Origin of the sequence: Sphingobacterium hungaricum (genome assembly GCF_015210005.1) — a bacterium.
In the GTDB taxonomy this organism is placed as follows: Bacteria; Bacteroidota; Bacteroidia; order Sphingobacteriales; family Sphingobacteriaceae; genus Sphingobacterium; species Sphingobacterium hungaricum.
Genome location: NZ_MU158698.1, coordinates 2,608,630 through 2,632,170, shown reverse-complemented (window position 1 = coordinate 2,632,170; position 23,541 = coordinate 2,608,630). Strand labels below are relative to the sequence as shown.

The window sequence follows — 23,541 nt, the reverse complement described above, 5'->3', positions numbered from 1 at the left end:
AGTACATTTTCATGCTTATGCACACAATGACTCCTTAGAACCTGATTTTCTGTTCTAATCGTAGAGAGATGCATATTTGGGTTGGGATTAGTTTATAGCTCTATTCACAACATCTCGTCCGTTAGTTCCTCCAACTATCTCATCTGCACGTCTTTCCCCCTTGATCAGCTATATCATGAAAGTTCGACAAAGGTGAGATACCAAGTAACTAACAGCGGTAAAAAACTAGGAGCACTTTTCTGAGTGCTCTTAGTTTTTAGTTCTGGGGGACGCTGGACAGGATACTTCAAAGTATAAGCAGGAAGGCGAATTGCTGGGACAATGCAGTAGCTGAGAGCTTTTTCAAGACGTCAAAGGCTGAAACGGTTTATCATAGAAAATTCATGGATCAGCAGTCGGTTAAATTGGAGGTCTTTGGATATATTGAGGCATTTTACAATACCGAAAGAACACATTCTGCCCTGGGGTATAAAACCCCTAAGCAGATCGAAGAGATTTTGCTGGAAAAAGAAAGATTGGCAGTCTAAAAGTCTCTTATTTTTAGTTACAATTCCACCGGTCTATTTTTTCAATAAACTGAGATCTAAGTTGCCTATATTATTTCAATTCAATTTTCAGACTATCTCCCTTTGCGCTTCTTTCCCTTATAGAAATGATGTCATTTTTGTTGAGAACAACAAAATTACCAGGCTTGTCATAATTATATAACATAATATTAAATTCACTGGCATCTGAGTAACCAAAAAATATATCCTCTACCGTAAACGAACTCCCATTTCCTTCTACGTCGACATTTCCCTCGAAATATTCTTTATCAAACTTTATGCTATAAAATCCGCTTTTATCCGCTTTGGCATTATAAACCTTACCTTTGTTTGATTCAAAACGTAATGTTGCAAAAGCAACTTTTTTACCCGTTTCACTTATCGTAATTTTCCCATGTACCAATAAAGGAACATGCTGGACAGACTTATCCTGATTATGATGAATAATTTCGTACCCCCTGCTGTTAAGATATCTTTTTGTACTTTGACAAGCAGAAAGAAGCAAAATCATTACTAAACTCATGCTCAGACTATTAACAACCCAGTTTTTTTCCTTTTGGTGCAACATTTTGAATTCCATATTGTTCTGCTTTTATTATATCTGTTATTCTCTTCTTGTCTTTATCACTAAGGCTTTTGAAGGCATCCGTGCGGTTAGACCTTTCCATGCCAGATCCTTGTAGAATAAGTCATCAATTGTATATTTCATTTTCCTTCCATATTGCATCAATGATGCTGCAATATCATTGATAAACGTTTTTGCCATCTAATTGTGCTGAGTTGTGTTACTGTTAATTCCAGCTTTTTTAAAAATATACTTCTTAAAAAGTTCTGGATAAGTAGCTGTCGCGCTTTTAGGGTCGTCCTTGTAATAGGTGTACAGAAAGGCATGCACCGATTCGTGCAGTATAGTTGTAGCTGTCGCCATGTCAGTCACGTTTTTTAAAACATCTCTATTGGTGTTAAAATTGATTGTGACATAACCATCTTTTATCACATTATTTACCCATGCTACTCGTGTCAGCCCATCCGCACCATTTTTTAATTCTTGTGCAAATTTTAGATTATATCCAGGGACTTCACCAGCAAATTTTTGAATAATATCCGCTACACTATTACCGCTTAGTTTTCTTAAAGAATTTAATACTTCTTCCATACAATCTGGAAGTTCTTCATCGTCTATTTTTTCATTAAAATTATCGACACAGCTTTTAATACCTGTTGTTCCTCCAACACATTTACCACATTTATCAATATAAGCGCTACCGTTTAAAATTCGAACGCAATCATATACCCTAGGGTTTTCCCCAAGGCTGCCACTGCCTCCTCCTCCAGTGTCATCGACCTCATCTGTAATGTCTGGATATCCGGACCCAACCCAACACATTGTCAAAAAACATAAGTACTCAACCCACCGTTTTTTTGATTAATCGATTAAGTAGATATTAACCATTGTTATTACAATTGATTATTTAATTTTATAATATTTTCTTTAAGAATTTATCCTCAAAAATTTTTAGAACCTTTTCCTTTTCAGCTTTTGAAATGTCTTTATCTAGGAAAAGGAATTTGTAATTTCCTTCTCGATAGCCAACAAGATCAAGAAAACAACTCTCCTCGGTCCAATTTTCCGTACCCCCCATAATTTTGCACCAAAAAATTAATCGAGAGTTTTCTCTCAAGCCATTTAGTTGGACGTAAAAATTTACACTGTCAGAATCTAAAAAATCAATACCATAATAAACTTTCAAATTGTTTAAAGAATCGGGAAGCGATAGATTTTCGTCTTGAATCACTGCTCTAATATGTTGGCTAAGTTCTGATTTTGAAGATGTAAATTGATATCTTTTAATATGACCGTGAGTACCTCCACAAGAAACAAATAAAGCTACGGCAATCGATAGAAGGAGCAGCCTGTCTTTTAAGATTGCTTTAAACATATCTTTATTATACATTTTATTTTTTGACTAGAAGATTAAAAATTCTTATGAAGCTTGGGTATTATTAAACACTTATTATTGAAACGCAGTTTAGATAAGTTTCTAAAATTTTGATTATATTTTTCTTTTGTTCCACAAGATTGTCTCCATAAAAATAAAAGTAAAAGAAAATATTATTCTTCTTAGTTAAGAAAAAATCTGAAAGTCCTGAATATCCCTTCTTGGTTTTTGATATTTTAAATACTTCAAATGTTAATCCAGAAGTATTAATAAAATTAAAACTTTCAAAAACTGTATCGGGCTCTTTACTCAAGAATTCTAAATTTTTGAAAATCTTGAGGCTATCAGCTCTTACGTAAGCCGGATCTGATGATTCAATCTTTATATTTAGGAATCGAACATCCCCCGTTCCGATATTGACACTTCTACCATTTAAGATAGAAACGCTATCTAAATAATTACCCACCAGCATTATCTTAAAATTATTCTCTTTTATCGGGATCTTTTTTTCATTTAAGATAAATAAGTTGCATTGATTAATAGCTTTTTCGAAAGTAGACTCATCCACATTTTGGGAATAAGCATTAGCTGATAAGAATAAGAAGGCAATTATTAAATAGTATTTCATAGTTTAACACCTACTAATTACCGGTACTTGCGTGGCAGCCATTTGACAAACCTTTAATTAGTACAGCAGCACTCATACCCCTTGACACCGCCAGTTCAGATAATCTCTGTTGAAAGTCCGCTGGATCAATCCCAATACCCATAAGTTCCACTGCAACTATCGCATCCCCCAAGATATTGCTGGGCTTGTGAAGACGTAAGTGCATTAAATTCTTTTCTAATAAGCTTAATGAAAGTTCGGTTTTCAGTGCTCTTTTCATAATTATTATAATTTGGTTGTTATTATAAAGGTAGTGAAAATTTTTCTCTAACAAATAGCAACACTAATTTTACAATAAAAATATAAAGCCATAGGCATACGGAGAAGGGGCATCATACTGGTTAACATGTTGAGCTTATCATATGGTATACGAAAAGGTATTGGCGGCAGTAGAAGCATGTCCCCATAGCTGTTAGGGGATATTGCCATTATTACCATTTTAAAATAGTTACAATCCACACTATAGTGTAAAGTAGTTATTTTCTCCCAACTCACCCCCTAAGCACCTCTTCCCGATGCTTTAAATTTTTTTCCTGACTAGGACGATATTCTTTTTGTTTAGGCAACCTAATTTTATTTCCCTTTAGATTCACTAAGCTACACACATTTTCCTTTTCAAGATGATGTTACACAGGTGGATTATTAAACTCACTAGGTAAAAAAAATAAGCTTGGTAATCAAAAACTGAATAAGATTATATAATATAGTTGATTTATAGGAGCGTATTGACCTCTGTAAAAGTCGCTAAAAATCGCAGAGATGTTTTCAAGCTGAAATCCACCTTCAGTATAAGGGTTGGTCACATGGGGGGTCGGAGCTTATGACCACCCAATTCCGTGACGAATTGACCAGCCTACAAAAACTTAAACTCCTCCACGTACTTAAGCATTTAACTTTGATAATTAAAAAACAAGCAATATGGCACCTTTTCGGGTGCCATATTTAATTTAGCGCGGGTTCTGCTCCATATCGGATATCCTTATAACATCTTCTGGAATAGGGAGCGCATACCGCAAGTCATTGGCAAGCAGGACATATTCTTGCCCTGCTATCCTTCTTCTCAGCGTAATATTGGCTCCATCGCGGTTGAGCCGCTTCAGATCATACCACCGCAATCCCCGGAACAACAAACTTTTCCTTCGTTCAGACAATATAAATGCAAGCAGGTCATCGGCATCGATCTCTTCTATAGGCTGATACGTGGATATACCATTTACCTTTTTCCATCTCGTGGACAGCAGCGCATTGATATCCTGGAGAGCTACCCGCAGCCGATCGGTCCGCGCTGCAGATTCTGCTCGGAGAAGGTACAGCTCATCTGTTGCATAGCCCATGAACAGCCCCGCACTTCCAATATAATTCCCTCGAAAGCCATACGTCCCATCTGTATTTCTAACGAAATAAAGCGCTTTCCGCAGGTCGCCATCTACATAGCTACCGGTGATCTCCTCAACGATGTTCGCACGGGAGATGCTCAGTATCTGCGGTGCACCGATAGCCGATTGATAGATCACCTCTTGGTTGTACCGGGCAATCGGATAGGTAGGGCTGCTGTTCAGTGCAGAATAGTCCATCAGGTCACTCTTTATGGAAAGTGCCGAATCAGCATAAAGGTGATAGGTTGGTTGTGTGATTTAGAAAAATAACCTTCATTAAACAGCAGGTATATTGTTTTCAAAACAGTATCCAATCTTGATTCAATCTCAGTTTCGTTCGGTATCCTGATCTTGAAATTACACTTACGAAGAATAGACCTTCCCCTTAACAAGCGTTTCTTGACGGTTTCACGCTTTTCCAAAAATGCATTAGCGATTTCTTCGACACTGAAACCACAAAGAAGCTGAAGCACCAGACTAATTTGTGCCGAGGCTGAAAGCTTAGGATTGCAGACTAAAAAAAACATGGCCAGTTGACTGTCCGGAAGGTCCCGTTCATCAAAATTATATGCTTCTTGAATTTCATCCTCATTTACCTGAGTCCTGATCCGTGTTTTATAAATGTGCTGGCGTTTGAAATAATCTCTCGCTTTGTTTTTTGCAACGGCATAAAGCCAAGCTGTGGGGTTATCGGGCATACCATGAATGGCCCAGTGTTCAGATGCTTTAAGAAATGTTTCGCTGGCGATATCTTCGCCAATTTCCATATGCTCCAAACCAAAATGACGGCACAGTACAGCCGTCATTTTTGCATACTCTTGCCTAAATAGGTGAGGTAAAATTTCTTTCTCTAAGGGACTTTTTTCCTGCATTAGTCACGTTTTAGTACTTCCCTTACCTCAATGTTACCACCTATAGTAAAGATTGGATTACCTTTAGCAATTTCTACCGCCTCAACAATATTTTCTGCTTTTATAACGATATAGCCGCTTATAAATTCTTTTATTTCAGTGTATGGGCCGTCCGTTACTGAATTGTCTGATCTTACCGTCTTTGCACTTCCTGAAGTGGGCAGAAGCGTATTGCCTTTGTCAACCAGCTTATTTTGAGCTGCAATATTAGCTAACCAGTTCATTCTTTCCTGCATCTGCTCGGGAGATGGCCTGAAATCTTCAATGTTGCTTAATCTGAAAATTAATGCGAATTCTTTCATGTTTTTATCTTTTAGTGTTTCGTCTATGACGATTAAGATTTCAAATTGGGGACAAACGGTAGTGATTATTTATAGTCTATAAATTTACAAAGACATAGCCTTGAATGCTAATTTAAATAAGTTATACTTCCAGTCTATTATCCTCATCAAAATATGATGAGGATAGGTAGAACCCAAACCCCCTGTTTAACTTTACGCCAGTGAACTGAATTGTGAAGTTGAAAATATGTGGTTATGGGTTTCAGAAAACTAAGGCTTTCCATAGAGGAAGCCAAAGAAATGGACATGGTTAATTACCTGTCTTCATTAGGCCATGAGCCTTTAAAAATCAGGAACAACGATCATTGGTATCTATCTCCGCTACGGGAGGAAAAGACACCCTCCTTCAAGATTAACCGAAAACTAAACCGATGGTATGATCATGGTCTGGGTAAAGGTGGGAACCTGGTTGATTTTGGTATCGAATACCATCGTTGTACCGTCGGTGAATTACTGGATAGCCTAAGCGGTAATTTTTCCCTTCAGCAGCCAATTATCCATCACGCTAAAGTAGAAGAGTGATGGATTACATTAAAAACGAATACTGATTTTGTTTCTGAATCTTCATATGCTTGCTTATACTCTTCCCTTCCAGTTTTAAATATGACCAATTTCCTCTTCAACCTTCGTGTTGCATTGGATAAGGCAGTAGCCTATCATCAAATGACCATACATAAGTTGCGTATGAATTTAACAGCTCCCAAACGAAATGAATACTTTTGTCTTCCACTACGGTGAATAAAAACCCAAAACGGCATCGTAATTACTTTTTAAATTACACAGCAGTACATCGAACAATGTTCTTAATCTTTACTCCACCATACTTAAGCAAATAAAAGATATTTCTTGAAATATCTTTGGAAAATACCGACGCGACTACCACAAAATCCAAATTACTTGGACATTCGTTCTATCACCTTTACATGCGATATAAATGCTCCCCCAAGGGTTTCATATTCAGCGTATTTGACACTAAATTGATCGCACGTCTCTTTTACAATTTTATTTATTGCAGGGTAATGAACGTGGCTAATTTTAGGAAATAGATGATGTTCGACTTGAAAATTTAGACCTCCCAGTAACCATGAGAGAAATTTATTTTTTGTTGCAAAATTTGCTGTAGACTGTATTTGATGTATCATCCATTCATCTTCTACTTTATGTGCCTCAATGGTTTTAAACTGCGTACTCTCAACTACATGTGCTAGCTGAAAAACCACAGCTAAACACACACCGCACACTATATAACTTATCGATATTCCCACAAGCGTTGGAAACAGTCCAACATGAAGTATGGGAATTATCAAAAAAATAATTAAATGAATAATTTTACTGATCCAAAATATTATCCTTTCTTTTAATGGAAAATTAAATATTGGAGAATTTTTACTCATTTTTTGCCTAAAATACTTCTCATAATCCTGGTAAAAAACCCAAGCAAAGTATGAAATACCATACAGGATTAAAAAGTAAAACTTTTGGTATCTATGATGTTTCTTAATTTCCTGATCAGGGTGAATACGCATAAATTTGATTTCGATATCGTGGTCTTCGCCCTCTATATTGGTATATGTATGGTGTGCAATATTATGTTTAAGCTTCCAAAAATAAATATTTCCACCTAAGAGGTTCAATGAATATGAAAAAATTGAATTTACCCTACTATTTTTCGAAAATGAGTTATGACCTGCATCATGCATTATGTTGAATCCAATCGCAGCAAAGTTTATTCCCAATAAAATGCACATTGAAACACCAACAATCCAGTGGGGGTGAATAAAAACTAGGATGCTATATAGTGTAACTAGCGAAGCCAGTAAAATGGCTGATTTCAAATATAATTTCCTGCCCCCTGTTTTATCTTTTGAGGTTACTATGAAATAATTTTGAATTTTCTCCCTGAGAGCCTTTGAAAAAAAAGTGTTTATATTATTGAATTTAACATGCGAGTTCATATCTATTCCTTAGCTTAATTGCGCTTTTGTGTAAAAAATAAAAATATTGATCACTTGAATTGCAAAATTAAAAATGATTATTAAACTACGAAAAAATGTCAGCATATTTTTTTTAAAAAACTCGCCTCAAAACAAACTGTTAAGAGACGAGTGCAAGCAACTATGATTTTATAAAATTATTTTTTCTTATTTCGAGGATTTGGCCCGGCTTTTTTAAATTATATAGCAATATACTCCTCTCATAAATTGATTACATTAACCTTCTTCGGAACAACTTACATTCGATGGAAATAAAAAAATAAAAAATGTAAACTTGTCCCCCTATTGTCCCCCCCTAAAAAACTAAGATAAATCTTTATATAGCTAATTTAGCTCTTTAGTGTGATGAACTTATATTAGCGTTTGCTGAATTTCAATTAGAGCAGTAAGTTACCTGCATTGAATCACTAAGATCACTCAAAATATTTCCTCATCTCTGATAAAAAATGGAAGAAAAAAGAACATACCTGCCTCCCAAACTTCATGTCGATTACATCGAACTAGAAGAAAGTATTGCAGCAGGATCTACAACGTTTAAACCTGGAGGCTCGACAAGTAACGAAAGACCCACAATTGAAGCTTGGCAAGATACGGGTATCAATGAAAATTTTGATTGGAACTTATAAAAGATTATTATGAAGACTAGAAACAACATCAACATACGATCTCGAAATACTTATAGCACATTTACATTCATTTGCATTTTCGCCCTATCTTGTTCCAAAGACAATGACTCTTCAGAAAACACGGTAACTATTATTCCAAGAGCAATAGCTATAGAAAACTACAACGATCAAAAAACCAAGTTAAGCACTTCAAAAAGAGCGTCCAATCAAATAAATGCGACATCTTCTTTAATTGGAACAGCTTACTTTGATGATATAGCAGCTGACATCAGCATAAACAAAGAATCAGAAAGGTTGACAAATTTCTCATTGAATCAAAAAATGAATGAACAATCTAGTAAAAATAGCGCATCCCTAAACGCATCAAATGAGATGATTTTGCCTTCAACTTACTATAGATTCATGCTATTCCAAAATAACCAAAATTGGAACAGTTGGGCGGCAACATGGACTATAAGCGGATATACGTCAAATAAGGTAACAACAGATGGCAATACCACTTATAGATGGTACGCTGCATCATATAATGAAACGAATCCATTACCCACATTGCTTTATGATCAAATCACGATGCCCATTAATGATGTAACAACGGAATTTATGGCCGCTAGTGGAACAATCATTACATCTTCTAAAGACAACTATTTAAATTTCACTTTTCAAAGGAAAACCGCTGCTTTGACTTTTATATTTGATGCTCGAAAGATGAAATGTAAAATTTCAGAAATCTCCTTGTCGCCTGTTGGCAATACAATTTTAAAAGGCGGCACGTTCAATCTTGTGACTAACCAAGTCGAATCTATTTATGCGCCTACAATAAGCACTCTGGATAACACAAAGTGGAAAAACTACAGCAACAGCACAGGTGATTCGGTCAAAGTTGCAAGCTTCTATACCTTAGGAACAGATGATATTGCCAATTTTGAAATTCAACTTAATAGCTTAATTTTAGAGAATAACAGTGATGTGCACAATCCAATAGTGCATGCATATATAGATAAGAAAATTCGACTGCCAGTAACTATAAGACCCATAGCAGGCCAACGAAATACATTCACAATTACACTTAATAAACTGTAAAAAGGAATTAATAGCCTTTTTTGAGAAATAATTTAAATAAAACAAATTCGCACTTCGATAAGCACGATTTTGGTAAGATATTGAATTCGTAATCTGGATGTTTCCAAACGACCAGGTGGCGTACGGATTGAGCACGTAATTTTAAGTATACCTACACCCCTCTCAACGAGATCTTCGAACTCAACGAAAGACTCATACAGCTCTAAAGGGACAAAGGGTAGATACTTAAAGAAAGGCCAAAGTAAACAAAATAGTCCAATCCTATGGATGGATGGGTTATTTTGAGTCAACGACCGATTAGAGCTGGATTTGACTTATTGAGGAAGCGTGTGGTATATACTCCGTCTTGACCACCAAAAATGGGAACAAACCAATATCACCGAAATCTCCATTTATCAAGAATTTTTCGGAAATAGATGTTTTTTATATTTGTAAAATTCTTCGTCAATCTAAACTCCTACCTTTACTTAAAAAAAGACAAAAGTCTATGGCTGATATAATAATAAAAATCCGTAAAGCAGTTGAAGCAGACAGCGAGAAAGTTTGGGTTCTAATGAAAGAATTGGTAGTTTTGGAAGAATACATTGATGTTTTTTAATTACCCCACAAATTGTTAGGAAGAGAGGTTTCCGCAAAAATCCAATAGATTTTTATTGTATTGTGGCAGAAGACGAGGATAAAATTGCAGGAATATTAGTGTATTATTTCCTACCTTATACCGCCCAAAACATACCAGCAATTTATATGAAAGAGATTTATGTGGATGAAAATTATCGGGGGCAGAAAATTGGCGAACAGTTGATGAAAACTTTGATAAAAGAAGCGGAACTCAATAACTGCAAACAGATAAAATGGACAGTTGCCCCGTGGAACGAAGCAGGGACAAAATTTTGTGAAAGATTAGGGGCAAAAGATAACAACGATTGGCTGAATTTTGAATTGAGTTTATAAATAAAAGCAATGGAACAAATAGAAATCAAACAAGTAACGTTAAACGATATTGTGAAACTGCAACAAATAGGTCGGCAGACATTTTATGAAACCTTTTCGACAGAAAATACCGAAGAAAATATGACAAATTATTTAAACGAGGGATTTTCCATAGAAAAGCTGACGGCTGAATTGATCGACAAAAATGTTGAATTTTATTTTGCCACAGTCGACAAAAATGTAGTCGGCTACCTCAAACTTAATTTCGGGAAATCACAAACAGAATTACAGGACGACAAGGCACTCGAAATCGAACGTATTTATGTCTTAAAAGAATTTCATGGTAAAAAGGTTGGACAGGTGCTTTATGAGAAAGCTATAAACATTGCTAAACAAGAAAACACCGACTACGTTTGGTTAGGGGTTTGGCAAGAAAACCCAAGAGCAATTAATTTCTACAAGAAAAATGGTTTTGTTGAGTTTGATAAACATATTTTCAAATTGGGCGACGACGAGCAGACCGATATAATGATGAAATTTAAAATAATGCAATAAATGGGATAATAATTATTATCCCATTTATTGCATTCGAAATAGACTACTTTCTTCCGAGAGTTAGGACAGAAAAGAAACCTAAGATTGTGATTGATTTTTAAAATATTCCGTTCCTATCCTACGACTTCCTTCTCCATATTTTTAAAAAATTGAATTCTATCTTTCTCATAGGTTCTAATACAGGGCGATTTATTCGTAATGGCTTTCATCCATTGTAGTTTTTCTTTTAATATAATTGCTGTCAGTAGTTGTAATACTGTTGATCGTGTACAATTTTAAAGATGCAGTGCATTTTCCATAGTAGATATAGGTGGAATTTTAAACAGCCTGACTTTCTATGTTTATAATTAGCAATAAGGATTAAAAATACATTTTCGGAAAATTAATAATCATTTTGAATAGATTTGAACTGATCTTCAAAATATTTGCTTAATATCTGATTAGATGACTCTTCCATTTGTATCGATATATTTTTAGCCTGCGGCTGTGGTTTTGTATCAGATACAAACCAAAGTATATATGTGTTCCCCTTTTTAAGCTTTACGTTTGATTTTTGAATTATATAAGATGATTCTCCATCTTCTCCCTTGTGAAATGACATTTTTGAGAAATATGGAATATCAACATCATTTGTATTTTTATCTAAGTCTACGATGTAAAAAGACGTTTTATCCCCCTTAACAGTATTAAAATACCAATATAAATATCCATCAATGCGAGGCGTAAATTTAAAACCCGAGTAAAAATTATTGTTTATTTCTAACGGGTTATCAAAAAAAGAGTAAGACTTAAAGCTTCTGTTAGCAGTGTTTGGTATTGGGATATTGATAAAATATTTATCTGCATCGACTGATTTGACTGTTTCATAAAAGATTTTTTTATTAGCTTTGAAATTCTCCTGATCTTTTGATTTCTCTTCACTGACTCGTTTTAAATTATGAGAAAGTTTTTCGAATAGCAATACTATGCTGTCAGCTTGAACTCTGCTTATTTTTTCAACTTTAAAGAAAATTTTAGATTTACGCAGGGTTCCTTCTTCCTCCGTAATTGAGGCTTCGTTATCTTTAGAAAAAAACTCATAAAAATTATCCTTGTACGTATATTCCAATTTCCCTTCGTTTTTGAATAATATAATAGCCTCTCCATTTGAATAGTGATCCGCTATGAATTCAACATCATTGTTTAAGGTCATATTATAATCTATTACACTAAATCTTGAGTCAGGTGTCAAAATGCTTCCTTTGTCCAAAAGAAAAACCAAATCCTTTAATGTTTTTTCAGCGTCTCTTAATGCCTCTTGTGCGAATATTGATTGAAGTGATAATGTAAATATTCCGATTAATGAAAGTATTCTGTTTTTGCTCATATGAAATATAACGATAGTCAAAAATAATCATGAAGGGTATATTTTAAAATACCTACATGGAGGTATTTATTTTAGATTTTAGATAAATTATTTTTGAAAAAAACAAAATTATGAGATTATTTAAAGTAATTACCTTTCTTGTTCTACTGATTACTATGAACGTATTTTCGGGTTGTGAGCCTGAAGATGACGGTGCAGATATCGTACCAGAAGCTAAGGTTGTCGGAAAGTACAAACACACTCAGTCTGGAGTTATTATCGATGTTCGCTATAATCTGGGCGTTACCCCAAAGCGCTAAAGGAGCCTATGTAGTAAGGAATTTGTCTTATGTGGGTGAAAATCTATGGCAAGGAGAAAATATGACATATTATCCAGGAAGAAATCCTGAATGGACTTCTGCTGGCAATATTTCTATATGGCTAGAAAAGGGTAACACTTTGCGCTTAGGCACTCAGTTTTACGACAGAATTAGCTACTAAGGACTTGAGAAGCAATGGAAATAGTTTTTTTGTGATGTGATCTGATTTAACGTGTAACGAAAGGTATTGAAAATAGAAAATCCCCCAGAAAGGTAAACGGGGGATTTTGCGCCTTTTATGTTAATAGTAACAAAGAGTTACTAAAGATTAATTCAAAATATTTTTTCACTTAGCAAAGACGGTTATTACTTGATTTAACACCTATCATTTCATCAAATTCTACCCTTATCATAGGTTCATTTATGTGGAACATAAGTTTATTGATTATGTTGCTATCTATGTTATCATCGAATTTTCTAGCAAAAAGGCTATTGCTATTAAGTAAGTAGGTCAAATCTTCATTAGAAAATGTTTTAGGTCTTAACTTTATTAGCCCGTCGGGAATCCAAATTATTGCTCTTTTATCATCATTAATCAAAGCTCCATCAAAGGATGAGTTCATTAAGACTGTTTGGAAGAAAGATTCGTCAGCTATTAAAGTATTCAAATAATAGTATTCATATTTTTTAACTTCCGGGCTGTTGCAAACAAACTTACAACAATCTCGAGTAAGCATCATCCACTGCCCACCGATATAAGGTGTAGTATTTTCTAAATAAAATCTGGGGTGTGTTTTTACAGAGATCTCACCATCAATTTCTTCAAAGAAATTTTCTATTCTATTCATGGTATCTGGTCTCACCTCTTTTTGGTTTTCATACTTCAAAAAGCTCGCTCCCCTATGTTCAAACAGAAACTGTTTGATTATATTTTGAGATTTCAACGGGAAATCCTGTCCGCTAAGATTAATAAAATAATCCCAATCAACAGAGAGATTGAGAAGATATTTAATCCCTTCTAACTCTGCTTGAACCATACTGTACCCGCCCCAAATAACATCTTCACTTTTTAGAATCGCAACATTCTTATAATTTTTCAGATATGAATTAAGCTCTTCTTCTATATTTTTATCCGCTTTTTTATCTACGTGGATCAGATAGAAATTATTGACATCATAAATTGCAGAAAACAATCTTACGAACTGTTTTGGGAGTCGATGTACCATGATAAAATAAGCAATTTTAACAGTTTCTGAGCCATTTAAGAGATTAAGCCCATCTTTATCGAAAGATTTATAAGGATTGTCCATTTTTGTGATTAAATTTCGCTTGGTGAGTACGAAATGTGATTTTTCTAAAGTTAAGGTTAAAAATTATACGAATATACGTACCGATGTCATATTGCTGGATTTCCTAGTATAGTCTACATACTCCATAATGAAATTGTGGGAGTAATTTTAGTGTACATTTCCACACATTTCCGTTTATAGAGCACTTGATGTAGTTACAACCCTCTTGAATCGAATGATTTGCGGCTGCTAGTATTTATTAATAATTAAAATCTAAATTGCATAAATATAAAAGTGTATGGAAATTATTAAAGTGATAAGCATTAGTTTTATCCAAAGGGTAGAGCCAATATTAGCAACGGTAAGCGTTATTACTAAAAAGTATGGCGCTTATGCATTTGGTATCAAATTCAATAATGATATGTCCGATTTGCTAATATTACATCCAGATATAGATACGCAGGTCGATGGATCGGGAAACTATACCATAGTTTGGGATTTTTATTTTAATCACAAAGAAGAAATAGATAGGAATTTACTTTATTAAGCAATCTACTTAATTTAAAAAATGAGCGTAAAGGTGTCGAATTCGACACCTTTGTATGTTTTACATCTCCCACTTCGAAAGTCTGAAAAACACTTCAATAGTTTATATGCTAAAATTGAATAAAAGAAATATTTTTTATTCAAATGCATCTCTACAGCTATATTTTTTGTAGTCGCAAATATTTCTTACATATTTCTTGATTTTTTCTTTTGATGTGATGGAATTTTCATATTATGATAATCTAAAAGAAAGAAAGTCCTTGTATAGTTTTACCAAAATACCGTGTCCACTTTTTGCTGACGATTTACAGTTCCTTTCAATTTGTTGTTTCATTTTATCTTCTCCGTGTTCTCCAATAAAAGATAAAATAACCAATATGTCTTGATAAGCTTTGGTTTCGACGGCTATCTTTTCAATAAAAAACATTATTAAGATTTTTATAAAGACTATAATTTATCCCCTTGTTGTGAAAAAATATTGAAAAGCAATAACGCGGATCATTTAGTAAAAAAAACCTTATATAAAGCAAATAAATAAACCTTGAGTAGAATAAAACCTACAAAATGAGAAATAGACAAAACAAGTTTGCTTCGTGGTTAATTATTTTTCATAAAATTGCACCAACTTAAACAAACACTAACAGACACTTATTGCAACCAGGTAAATAATCAAGGAAAAAATATGTCCTATAAATCAAAACATCAAAAACTTCAGTATTCTACGCCGAGAATTGAGGTTTTATTATTGGTTCTTGAATCAACGATAGCTACAGGATCGGCGTTGGTACAGCCCGTTAATGATAATAATCAAATCATGGAAGAATGGGATGAGAGAGAAAAAGAATTCGAAATAGATTGGTAACAAGTCCTTAATTAATATTTTATGAAAAATAATTTAACTATTACATTGTTTATTATACTCTTCACAAGTGTGTTACAATCTTGCTCAACAAAAAACGATGCATTCGACTTAGGGAACGATCTAATTACTTTGGACGTAAGTGTTAGTAGCCAAGAAGTTGATGATTTAGGAGATCTTGTTCCTCAGATAGACGATGCTGATTTGCATAAAGCAGCAAAAGTACAACGTCAAGAGGTTTCTTTTGATAGAGAACATTATATCGTTGCAGAATTAAAACAAGAGTCGGAATTACTTAATACTGCTTCGATCGAAAGCGGTGGCAGGGACAAGAATGAGAAAATTGCAGCTATAAAAAGAGATCCCATAGCAAGAGCTATAAAGTTTAGGTTAATAGTATACAATAAAAATGGCGATTTTTTACAGAGCAAGATCTATAATATATCTACAAGTGGCGCAGTAACTCCTGAAGATGGTCAACCATTAAGTCTGTTAAGCGATCAGTACACGTTTGTTGCTTATTCATACAACAACAATATAGCTCCATCAGAATCTTTAAATGGAACTAAAATTAATACAACATTTAATCTTAGCGCATTAACAGAAACTTCGGATTTCATGCTATTCAACTCCGGACTCATTTCAGTTTCTCACAATCAAACTACAAAGCTTAATATTATTTTAAAACATATGTTGAGTAAAATTACTGTTGTTGTAGATGCTACGGCAACAAACGGTTATCTTATTAGAAATATAGGAACCGCAAGATTGACATCTAGCAGAACTGGTGCGTCAGTAAACTTTGAAAGTCAAATTCTCACTCCTACTGGAGGTACTGTAAATCCAACAATAAGCTTTCCTACTTTAAACACCAGTGTAGTAACCTCTACACCGATAAGTGTAACAAATAACATTACTAATGGTAGCTTATCTATAGGTTCCTTGAACATAGGTCCTTTGACTTCTAATACAGCACTAAATTTCGCCAATATTAACCTTTTACCAGGGGTGCATTATCGATTAATTATAAAAGTAAATCCTAAAGATGCATTTTTAACTGAATCTGGAATCCCTGCGGTTCGCATTAATGGAAAAATATGGATGCGTCACAACCTAGGCGCAAATACAACTTCTGATGCGGATCTGTTAAATAGTCCAAATGCTAATTTTCAGTCGCTATTCGGTAATTACTACCATTGGGGTAGAAATGTAATAGCTGCTACTCCAGAAACAGGGGCAACGGCAAACGCTGGAGCGAACAATTACTGGTCTAATGTTGCTTCTGACAGAGCGTGGATGGGAACTAACGGTACTGTTAATAATCCTATTAAAAACACGACCAATGATCCTTGCCCCAGCAACTGGAGAGTACCAACAGTTTTAGAATGGAATGATCTAATTAATAGTACTACTCAATTGGCAGAAGACAATCGTGGCGCTTCGGCAAATTGGACAGCCGCTAATAATAGATATACTAATGCCAAGGTTTTTCGAAGTAAACGTGATCGCAATGTTATATTGACCTTTCCAATTTCAGGATACTATCATGCTGGAAACACTGATGCAAATATCGGCCCTGTCGTCTCTGCTAGAACGCTTGTCGAAAGAGGGTTAAGAGGAGCTTATTGGACCTCTACTGAATCTGGCACGGACAATACTGCAAATAGAGTCCTGATGAGCATAAGTGACAACGGCGCCATTACTGGATACGGGATAAGAAACAGAGGATTTGGGCTGAATATCCGATGTATTAGACAATAAATTATTTTCATGTATTTGATTTTATAGTACTAAAAAATGAGTTTAGCAATTGCTAAACTCATTTTTGTTTGTCCTGTTTTCAATTTAAAACTTATGATTTAACGGATAAAATGCTTTATAATTGGTTAAAAAAGTCACTTTCAAAAAACCTGCTACTAATATCTTTACTAAGTTCTAAAGAACTATCAATTTGAATTTAATTTTGAAAAAATTTGGTAATAAGTAAATTAGTGAAGCTTCATGATCTTACGAATTAGCTTTGAAATCAAAAGATACGTATTCTAAGTTAGATGAGATCAAAAATAGTTTCTTAAAAATTTTATGCAAATAAAATACTGTGAAACAAACGATTATAGAGCAGTCAGTTGTAGTTCGACTTTCATGACTGAAATTTTTAAAACGATGAGCAATATTCTTAAAAAAATACCTTAAAGATATCACCAGCATAATTTTTGTAAAGTTCGATTTCTCCTCAAGGTTTCAGTATCTTTTCTTTCACTTCCTTTTTTTGATTTTTTTTGCCAGCAGAGAAAGGAAATCTGCAATAATAAGTTATACCAATATCTTCCGTTCCAACCAATATATTTTTTGAATTCATTTATTAGAAAACACTTATATTTATCATCTATAAGTCATTGACTTATAACGGCCAATAAACACCAAATCACCTTTTTTATGAGTATGAATAGACATGTACTTCACCCGTCTTTCTTTCTTTTATCTATCGACTGCTGTAAACCACTGTAGTCGAATGTGCAAACAGAATAATTATCTGAGATCTATCGATATTTTGAAGTCGCACTTGACCAAGATGTTTTCGACCCTACCAATAAAGATATGGACTATACAATGGGATTAGGTCTAAACTGGCATAATAGTAATAAAGATATTCGTCTGCTCAAATATTTAGTTCGTTATCCGATCGATAATCTACTTACTCAAAAGCTATTCAATCCCAAAGATTTTTATGTGACAGATCATTACACACAACGCTTTACATTTAGTGGATTTACACCTTATGAAATAGACCGTTATGATGTCATAGAAAATACCAGGCCATTTTCAGCTGTTACGATGCTAAATTCGACACGATTCCGAAACGTCAGATGGACATCGAATTCAAAAAAATCTGTTATATCTGGATATAAAGCAACTTATGAATGTTCTATCGGTCTGACTGGAAAGCTTCCATCCATCATTGCTCAATTTTTACAATCTGGCATACATCCCGGTTAAGCTGTGGCAAAGAACGATTTGGAATACAAAGATACAAAGTCTATTCCTCGTGGTTGGCCAAATGCCATTGTAAGTCCTAATACGTTACCGATCTTAAATTACTCTCTTTCGGCTAGAGGAACGACCACGATTGATGTGGGTGAATTTGGTTTACCTTGTCTCCAAGGATTTAAGGTGTATGGAGAACTTGGTCCGAAACTGGAAATAGGAACGCTGTATACGGATGCAGCATTGGGCGCTGAGATCGAATTAGGATGGTTCGATATCCCCAGTTTCAACAGAAATATTGGTGTATTAAAAAACTTAAAATAAAGACTAACAACGACTTTTTAAAGTATTAAAAGAAAAAGAATCAATTCGTGTAGGAGTAATTAAGATATATTGTTATAAACACTACTTTTGCAGCTGTCTTAAAACACAAAAAAACATTTCTGAATCTCAAAATAAACTATAACTACAAAAAATGAAATCAAAGAAATTTAATTTTAATAAAAAACAGGTTTATTATCCAATCAGTTTTATATTAATTCAAATGTTTTTTGTTGTTTCACTTGCGAAAAATCGAACAGATCCAGACAAAATCCATGATGTAAAAGATACAAATTATGTGAATCGATTAATTCAGCAATCAAGCAATCTATGGTCTTCTAAACCGGACTCACTTATTCTGCTCGCTGATCAAGCATTGTTATTAAGCATTCAACTGAATTATTCCAAAGGTGAAATGAGTGCATTGAAAAATTTGGGTGCAGGATATTATGAGAAAGGAGATTATTTGCAATCAATATTTTATTATAATAGGTTATTAGGTCGAGCTGACTCCTTAAAAGATTACAAAAAACAAGCCGAGTCCTACAGTCACTTGGCAACTTCTTACATTGCTCTGGGTGACCACAGCAAAGCAACTCAGATGCTCTATCAGGCGTTGAGGATTGCAGAAAAGTATGATTTGAAATTGACATCTGGACATATTTTTCATAATTTGGGAATGGTTCATCATTACCAAGGGAAAACTGACGATGCATTAAATTTTTATAACAAAAGCAAGATAATCTACGAATCTCTTGGGGATACCAGTAAGTCAACATTTATTCTTGGGAATATGGCACATTTGTATCTTAATAAAAAGGACTACAAAAAGGCAGGTGATTTTTACAATTTTTCTTTAGTGCTAGCTGAAAAATATGATAACAAAAAAGGAAAAGGAAATGCATTACAGTCATTAGGAAACTTTCTTGTGCAACAGAATATGCCGCTAAGGGCGCTTGATTTTTATCTAAAAGCCAAAAAAATTCTCGAATCGACTGGTGAGAAAACTGAATATTTACGTCTGTTAGAAAATCTTTCTCATTGTTATATTGAGCTTAATGACGACAAGCTCGCCTTTAAATATGCATATGAGTTATATAATTTGTCTGTCTCGCAAAAGCAACTCTACTATATTCATACCTCTGCCGACTTGCTAAGTAAATGGTATGAGAAAAACGAAGAGTTTAAGAAAGCTTTGAGCTTTCTTAAACAGTCAAAAAATGCAGCCGACAGTCTATATAATGACGAAAACAAACAAAATCTGGTTAGATTAGAGGAAAAATACAAATACGAAAAGAATGAAGCAATAACAGAGCTAGTTCACACATCTCAATTAGAAAAAAAACAAAAACTTCTTGTAGTCTCTTCTGTTGTAGCCGTTTCGTTAGTTATTGTTGCTATGCTTTTAATTATCAACTTACGACAAAGGAAAAGATCACACTCAGAACTAATTGATAGTAAAGAATTTATTGAGAAACAAAACGTTTCCCTAGAAGAAGCAAATAGCTTTAAAGAACATCTCCTAGGCGTTATGACTCACGACATGAGAACACCAATATCTAGTTTAAATAATATACTCCAACTATTTGATTCTAATCTACTGACTTCAGAAGAAATCCAAAGATTAATGCTTTCATGTCACAGAGAAATTAATGAGATTGTAAATTTGACAGATAATCTTTTGCTTTGGATAGGAGCACAAATTTATAACAGAGATGTGGAGAAGGTTCGATTTAAATTAGGGGACTTACTGGAAGACGAAATTGGTTTGCAACAATTGAATGCTAGCAAGAAAAAAATAAAAATTATTCTCCAGATTGACGAGAATCTGGAAGCTTTTGCAAACAAGGAGTCCATTACCATCGTTATTAGGAATCTTATAAATAATTCATTGAAATTTTGTAATCCAGGTGATCAGATTAACATTTCGGCTGCATTATCCAAAACAGATCAGGTGGTAACTATTCGCGTCGCAGATACAGGAGTCGGTATGCCAAAATCTCTAACGGAGAAACTATTGAAGTTGAATAAAAGAAAATTAAGTCGTTTAGGAACAAATGGTGAAGAGGGTTCTGGACTAGGTCTTCAATTATGTTTGTATTATCTTTCGCTGAACGGAAGTGAATTATGTGTTGAGAGCACTGACGGTCAAGGAAGTAAATTTTGGTTTGAACTTCCCAGCTAACTTACTAAGAAGCGCATGTAACATGGAAAATGGAAATCAGATTATCTGATTTTCCTTTGCATAATTAAGAAGTTGCGTAATTGAGTTGCAATTTACTTTTGACATCATGTTACGACGGTGGGAAATAATTGTATGGGGGCTTAGGTATGTTTTTTCCGCCACTTTGGATATATTCATTCCCTTTGAGAAATAGGCCAGCAACTCTACTTCTCTAGGTGAAAAAACAACAGCTTGATTAAGTATAGATAGTATATCCTCAAGTTTTGGATCTACATAAAACTGATTTTTTCTAATACTGCTTATGCAACTTACGACGATATCTAAGCCACAAGATTTACTTATAATTCCATTAGGTCGAGCTTGTTCAAGGGTCTTTATGACCAAGGGAGATACCGCACTGGTTACAAATATTGTTTTTGCAGTTTTACTTATTCGTTTTATATCAGATAATAACGATAGACCATTCTCTTTCTCAAGGTAGTAATCCAAAAAAACATAAATTTCGTCTGTTCCGAAAGCCAATAAAAATCTACTAAACTCCTCTTTGCTGTAAAAGACGTGTATTAGATCAAATATATCATATTTTTCTAATAGCAGGGAGAATGAATCAGCGAAGAGTTTGTGATCGTCTAATATTACAGCTTGTCTAATCGTATGCATTGAAAATTAATATATAGTTAACGAAAGTAAGTCATTTTAAGACCTTGCGAAGGTCAGGTAGTTAAGCGCAAATTTCGAAATTATTATTAACTAAACAAAATAAGTGATCGGGAGTATTCACTACCGCTGAAATTCTTAGAATGCATTTCGGCAAATAATAAAATCCATCTAAAATTCATTTCCTATAACATCGAAGCCATGTCTTTTTCTTTAAAGTACTTTAGAAACGCTTTTTCATAAAAAACATTCTAATGTAGATTAGGTGAGTAGAAAGCGTCCAACTAAAAATGATAAAAATTTAAGATTTAGCCTCTCCTAGCCATATTTTAACTTACAAACACAATCATTTATTTAATATAGAATTGATTTCCTGCTGGTTTTAACTTTCTGAATCTAAATCTTGAAATTACATTCAGCTTTGAAACGAATAGCATATTTTAGGCATAAAGAACAACAAACGTACCTATTTTTTGCTACTTACATTCGATTTAAAACTTTCAGTAAAATAATTTTCATTAATTCGCGCCATAAATAAATAGATCTTATCTACAATAGATGTATTTCGATACCATACCATATGAAAAAACAAATACTTTATATTTTATTCCTGCTATTTTGGACTAAAGGTTTTACCCAATCACTTGATCTTAAAAAAGACACAGTTGTCGTTTACAATACCGATAAACATAAAATAGAAACCAATCATTTTTTTGACAATTGGTTTTTCGGCTTAGGTGGCGGAGCACAACTATTTTTTGGCGATCATAATAAACAAATGAAATTTAGAGAAAGGTTGACCCCTGTTTACGAATTGCATGTTGGAAAATGGTTTACACCGGGTATTGGGGTACGCGGGGGGGTGAACGGCGCAACAATTAAAGGAGTAACACAAAATGGAAGCTATACAACAGGCGAGATTTACGATGCAACTAAATGGCTAGAAAAGCAACAGTTTGATTATTTCCATATACATACGGACGTTTTGTTCAATTTAACTAATATTATTGGAGGTTATAAGCTAAATCGATTTTATAATATTAGCACTTATATTGGATTAGGGTGGATGGAGACGATCGATAAACCGATAGAAAGAGAGATTAGTGCAAATTTCGGCTTATACAATTCCTTCCGTGTCAACAAAAGTCTGGATGTTATATTAGACGTTAGAGGAAGCATGGTGAATGATAGATTTGATGGAGAAACCGGCAACAGAAGACAGGACGGATTGTTAACCGCGAGCGTGGGTTTCAAATATTCCTTAAAGGAGCGTGAGTGGAATAAAATAAAGGTGACTACTATCGACTACGATTCCCAAGAATTAAAGACTATAGCTGAAAGAGTTAACCAACTAGCTAATGACAATAATGCTTTACGCAAACAAATAGAAGAATCGCACAATAAATCTGTAACTGATATTGTTGTGGAGAAACGCATTATTGCAGCTCCTATATTGCTTACTTTTCCAATTAACAAAAGTGATGTTAGTAATGAAATGCGTGTTAACCTAGGCTTCTTAGCTAAAGTTATCAAAGAAGGAAATCCGGATGCTAAATATCGGGTAACAGGCTATGCGGATGCTGGAACAGGTTCTAAAATTACAAACCAGAGATTAAGCGAAGCGCGCGCACAAGCAGTATATAATGTGCTGATAAAAGAATTTAACGTTCAATCGTCGCAGATAATACTTTCTCATGAGGGCGGGGTAGAAAACATGTACTATGATGATCCTCGAATGAGTCGTGCAGTAATTACAATTAGTTATTAAAATGATGAGAAAAGTATTCTGATTTAGATAGCAATGAATAGCACTTTTTTATTACGCACTCGAAGAGCTTTTACATTAAAACGCACAATTAACATTAAACAAATTTATAAAAAATGACCAAAAAGGTGAAATATCAGCAACCAACAATTGAACTTCTAGTAGTTGAAACTGAGGAAGGATTTTCTGCGGGTTCTGCAACTGTAGTATCTCCGAATAATAATCAGCAAATATTCGATGAATGGGAAACTTTACCTGATGATAATCGGGTGATTAATTGGTAAATCTTTTCAAAAAAATTAAC

General features: G+C 34.2%; 27 protein-coding genes. 15 read left to right on the top strand and 12 right to left on the bottom strand.

Annotated features, from left to right (window positions below; all coding sequences use genetic code 11):
- Positions 1–272 precede the first annotated feature (272 nt).
- Positions 273–527 (top strand): integrase core domain-containing protein, encoded by a 255-nt coding sequence (locus C4F49_RS18175; RefSeq protein ID WP_196937285.1) that lies wholly within the window; start codon positions 273–275, stop codon positions 525–527.
- A 70-nt stretch (positions 528–597) separates the two neighbouring features.
- Here the strand turns inward: C4F49_RS18175 and C4F49_RS14650 are convergent, their stop codons facing one another.
- The 8 genes from C4F49_RS14650 to C4F49_RS14615 form a co-directional block, all read right to left on the bottom strand.
- Complete coding sequence (locus tag C4F49_RS14650) at positions 598–1,125, bottom strand: hypothetical protein (RefSeq protein ID WP_196936592.1); 528 nt, start codon at positions 1,123–1,125, stop codon at positions 598–600.
- Positions 1,126–1,311: 186 nt separating this feature from the next.
- Complete coding sequence (locus C4F49_RS14645) at positions 1,312–1,932, bottom strand: hypothetical protein (protein WP_196936591.1); 621 nt, start codon at positions 1,930–1,932, stop codon at positions 1,312–1,314.
- Positions 1,933–2,023: 91 nt separating this feature from the next.
- On the bottom strand, positions 2,024–2,500 hold the full coding sequence (locus tag C4F49_RS14640) for a hypothetical protein (protein ID WP_196936590.1): 477 nt from the start codon (positions 2,498–2,500) through the stop codon (positions 2,024–2,026).
- A 49-nt stretch (positions 2,501–2,549) separates the two neighbouring features.
- Entirely contained in the window at positions 2,550–3,113 is a 564-nt protein-coding gene (locus C4F49_RS14635; protein WP_196936589.1) for a hypothetical protein, read from the bottom strand.
- A gap of 13 nt (positions 3,114–3,126) precedes the next feature.
- Positions 3,127–3,372 carry a hypothetical protein gene (locus C4F49_RS14630; RefSeq protein WP_196936588.1) on the bottom strand — a complete coding sequence of 82 codons (246 nt, stop codon included), beginning with the start codon at positions 3,370–3,372 and terminating at the stop codon, positions 3,127–3,129.
- 727 nt (positions 3,373–4,099) lie between these two features.
- On the bottom strand, positions 4,100–4,726 hold the full coding sequence (locus C4F49_RS14625; protein ID WP_196936587.1) for a RagB/SusD family nutrient uptake outer membrane protein: 627 nt from the start codon (positions 4,724–4,726) through the stop codon (positions 4,100–4,102).
- A gap of 11 nt (positions 4,727–4,737) precedes the next feature.
- Positions 4,738–5,400 carry an RNA polymerase sigma factor gene (locus C4F49_RS14620; protein WP_196936586.1) on the bottom strand — a complete coding sequence of 221 codons (663 nt, stop codon included), beginning with the start codon at positions 5,398–5,400 and terminating at the stop codon, positions 4,738–4,740.
- Positions 5,400–5,741, bottom strand: coding sequence for a YciI family protein (locus tag C4F49_RS14615; protein WP_196936585.1), 342 nt, complete (start codon positions 5,739–5,741; stop codon positions 5,400–5,402). The genes C4F49_RS14620 and C4F49_RS14615 overlap by 1 nt, the downstream gene beginning before the upstream one ends.
- Before the next feature lie 234 nt (positions 5,742–5,975).
- Here C4F49_RS14615 and C4F49_RS14610 point away from each other — a divergent pair, with 234 nt between their 5' ends.
- A complete protein-coding gene (locus tag C4F49_RS14610) occupies positions 5,976–6,302 on the top strand; it encodes a CHC2 zinc finger domain-containing protein (RefSeq protein ID WP_196936584.1) in 327 nt (108 codons plus the stop codon).
- A gap of 371 nt (positions 6,303–6,673) precedes the next feature.
- Here C4F49_RS14610 and C4F49_RS14605 read toward each other — a convergent pair whose 3' ends face one another.
- Positions 6,674–7,735: a fatty acid desaturase family protein gene (locus tag C4F49_RS14605; RefSeq protein WP_196936583.1), complete on the bottom strand. Its 1,062-nt coding sequence runs from the start codon at positions 7,733–7,735 to the stop codon at positions 6,674–6,676.
- A gap of 485 nt (positions 7,736–8,220) precedes the next feature.
- Between C4F49_RS14605 and C4F49_RS14600 the strand changes: the two genes are divergently transcribed.
- From C4F49_RS14600 to C4F49_RS14585, 4 genes are all read left to right on the top strand, one after another.
- A complete protein-coding gene (locus C4F49_RS14600) occupies positions 8,221–8,400 on the top strand; it encodes a hypothetical protein (RefSeq protein ID WP_196936582.1) in 180 nt (59 codons plus the stop codon).
- A 9-nt stretch (positions 8,401–8,409) separates the two neighbouring features.
- On the top strand, positions 8,410–9,480 hold the full coding sequence (locus tag C4F49_RS14595; RefSeq protein ID WP_196936581.1) for a hypothetical protein: 1,071 nt from the start codon (positions 8,410–8,412) through the stop codon (positions 9,478–9,480).
- 597 nt (positions 9,481–10,077) lie between these two features.
- Positions 10,078–10,431, top strand: coding sequence for a GNAT family N-acetyltransferase (locus tag C4F49_RS14590; RefSeq protein ID WP_336244720.1), 354 nt, complete (start codon positions 10,078–10,080; stop codon positions 10,429–10,431).
- Positions 10,432–10,440: 9 nt separating this feature from the next.
- A complete protein-coding gene (locus C4F49_RS14585; protein WP_196936579.1) occupies positions 10,441–10,965 on the top strand; it encodes a GNAT family N-acetyltransferase in 525 nt (174 codons plus the stop codon).
- Positions 10,966–11,347: 382 nt separating this feature from the next.
- Here C4F49_RS14585 and C4F49_RS14580 read toward each other — a convergent pair whose 3' ends face one another.
- Positions 11,348–12,331, bottom strand: coding sequence for a hypothetical protein (locus C4F49_RS14580; RefSeq protein ID WP_196936578.1), 984 nt, complete (start codon positions 12,329–12,331; stop codon positions 11,348–11,350).
- A gap of 155 nt (positions 12,332–12,486) precedes the next feature.
- On the opposite strand from C4F49_RS14580, the gene C4F49_RS14575 reads away from it, so the two are divergent.
- Positions 12,487–12,630: a hypothetical protein gene (locus C4F49_RS14575; protein WP_196936577.1), complete on the top strand. Its 144-nt coding sequence runs from the start codon at positions 12,487–12,489 to the stop codon at positions 12,628–12,630.
- Positions 12,631–12,980: 350 nt separating this feature from the next.
- On the opposite strand, the gene C4F49_RS14570 is transcribed toward C4F49_RS14575, so the two are convergent.
- Positions 12,981–13,940 (bottom strand): beta-1,6-N-acetylglucosaminyltransferase, encoded by a 960-nt coding sequence (locus tag C4F49_RS14570; RefSeq protein WP_196936576.1) that lies wholly within the window; start codon positions 13,938–13,940, stop codon positions 12,981–12,983.
- 277 nt (positions 13,941–14,217) lie between these two features.
- Between C4F49_RS14570 and C4F49_RS14565 the strand changes: the two genes are divergently transcribed.
- From C4F49_RS14565 to C4F49_RS14540, 6 genes are all read left to right on the top strand, one after another.
- On the top strand, positions 14,218–14,466 hold the full coding sequence (locus tag C4F49_RS14565; protein ID WP_196936575.1) for a hypothetical protein: 249 nt from the start codon (positions 14,218–14,220) through the stop codon (positions 14,464–14,466).
- A gap of 681 nt (positions 14,467–15,147) precedes the next feature.
- Complete coding sequence (locus tag C4F49_RS14560; protein WP_196936574.1) at positions 15,148–15,327, top strand: hypothetical protein; 180 nt, start codon at positions 15,148–15,150, stop codon at positions 15,325–15,327.
- Positions 15,328–15,348: 21 nt separating this feature from the next.
- Complete coding sequence (locus tag C4F49_RS14555; RefSeq protein WP_196936573.1) at positions 15,349–17,085, top strand: FISUMP domain-containing protein; 1,737 nt, start codon at positions 15,349–15,351, stop codon at positions 17,083–17,085.
- Between the two features lie 777 nt (positions 17,086–17,862).
- Complete coding sequence (locus tag C4F49_RS14550; protein WP_262894796.1) at positions 17,863–18,321, top strand: lipid A-modifier LpxR family protein; 459 nt, start codon at positions 17,863–17,865, stop codon at positions 18,319–18,321.
- Positions 18,322–18,324: 3 nt separating this feature from the next.
- Complete coding sequence (locus C4F49_RS14545) at positions 18,325–18,633, top strand: hypothetical protein (RefSeq protein WP_196936571.1); 309 nt, start codon at positions 18,325–18,327, stop codon at positions 18,631–18,633.
- A gap of 151 nt (positions 18,634–18,784) precedes the next feature.
- The gene (locus C4F49_RS14540; protein ID WP_196936570.1) at positions 18,785–20,815 is read left to right on the top strand and encodes a tetratricopeptide repeat-containing sensor histidine kinase; all 2,031 of its coding nucleotides are present in this window, start codon (positions 18,785–18,787) and stop codon (positions 20,813–20,815) included.
- A gap of 36 nt (positions 20,816–20,851) precedes the next feature.
- Here C4F49_RS14540 and C4F49_RS14535 read toward each other — a convergent pair whose 3' ends face one another.
- Positions 20,852–21,475 carry a response regulator transcription factor gene (locus tag C4F49_RS14535; RefSeq protein ID WP_196936569.1) on the bottom strand — a complete coding sequence of 208 codons (624 nt, stop codon included), beginning with the start codon at positions 21,473–21,475 and terminating at the stop codon, positions 20,852–20,854.
- A 577-nt stretch (positions 21,476–22,052) separates the two neighbouring features.
- Between C4F49_RS14535 and C4F49_RS14530 the strand changes: the two genes are divergently transcribed.
- Positions 22,053–23,240, top strand: coding sequence for an OmpA family protein (locus C4F49_RS14530; RefSeq protein WP_196936568.1), 1,188 nt, complete (start codon positions 22,053–22,055; stop codon positions 23,238–23,240).
- A gap of 113 nt (positions 23,241–23,353) precedes the next feature.
- Complete coding sequence (locus C4F49_RS14525) at positions 23,354–23,521, top strand: hypothetical protein (protein ID WP_196936567.1); 168 nt, start codon at positions 23,354–23,356, stop codon at positions 23,519–23,521.
- Positions 23,522–23,541: the final 20 nt, after the last annotated feature.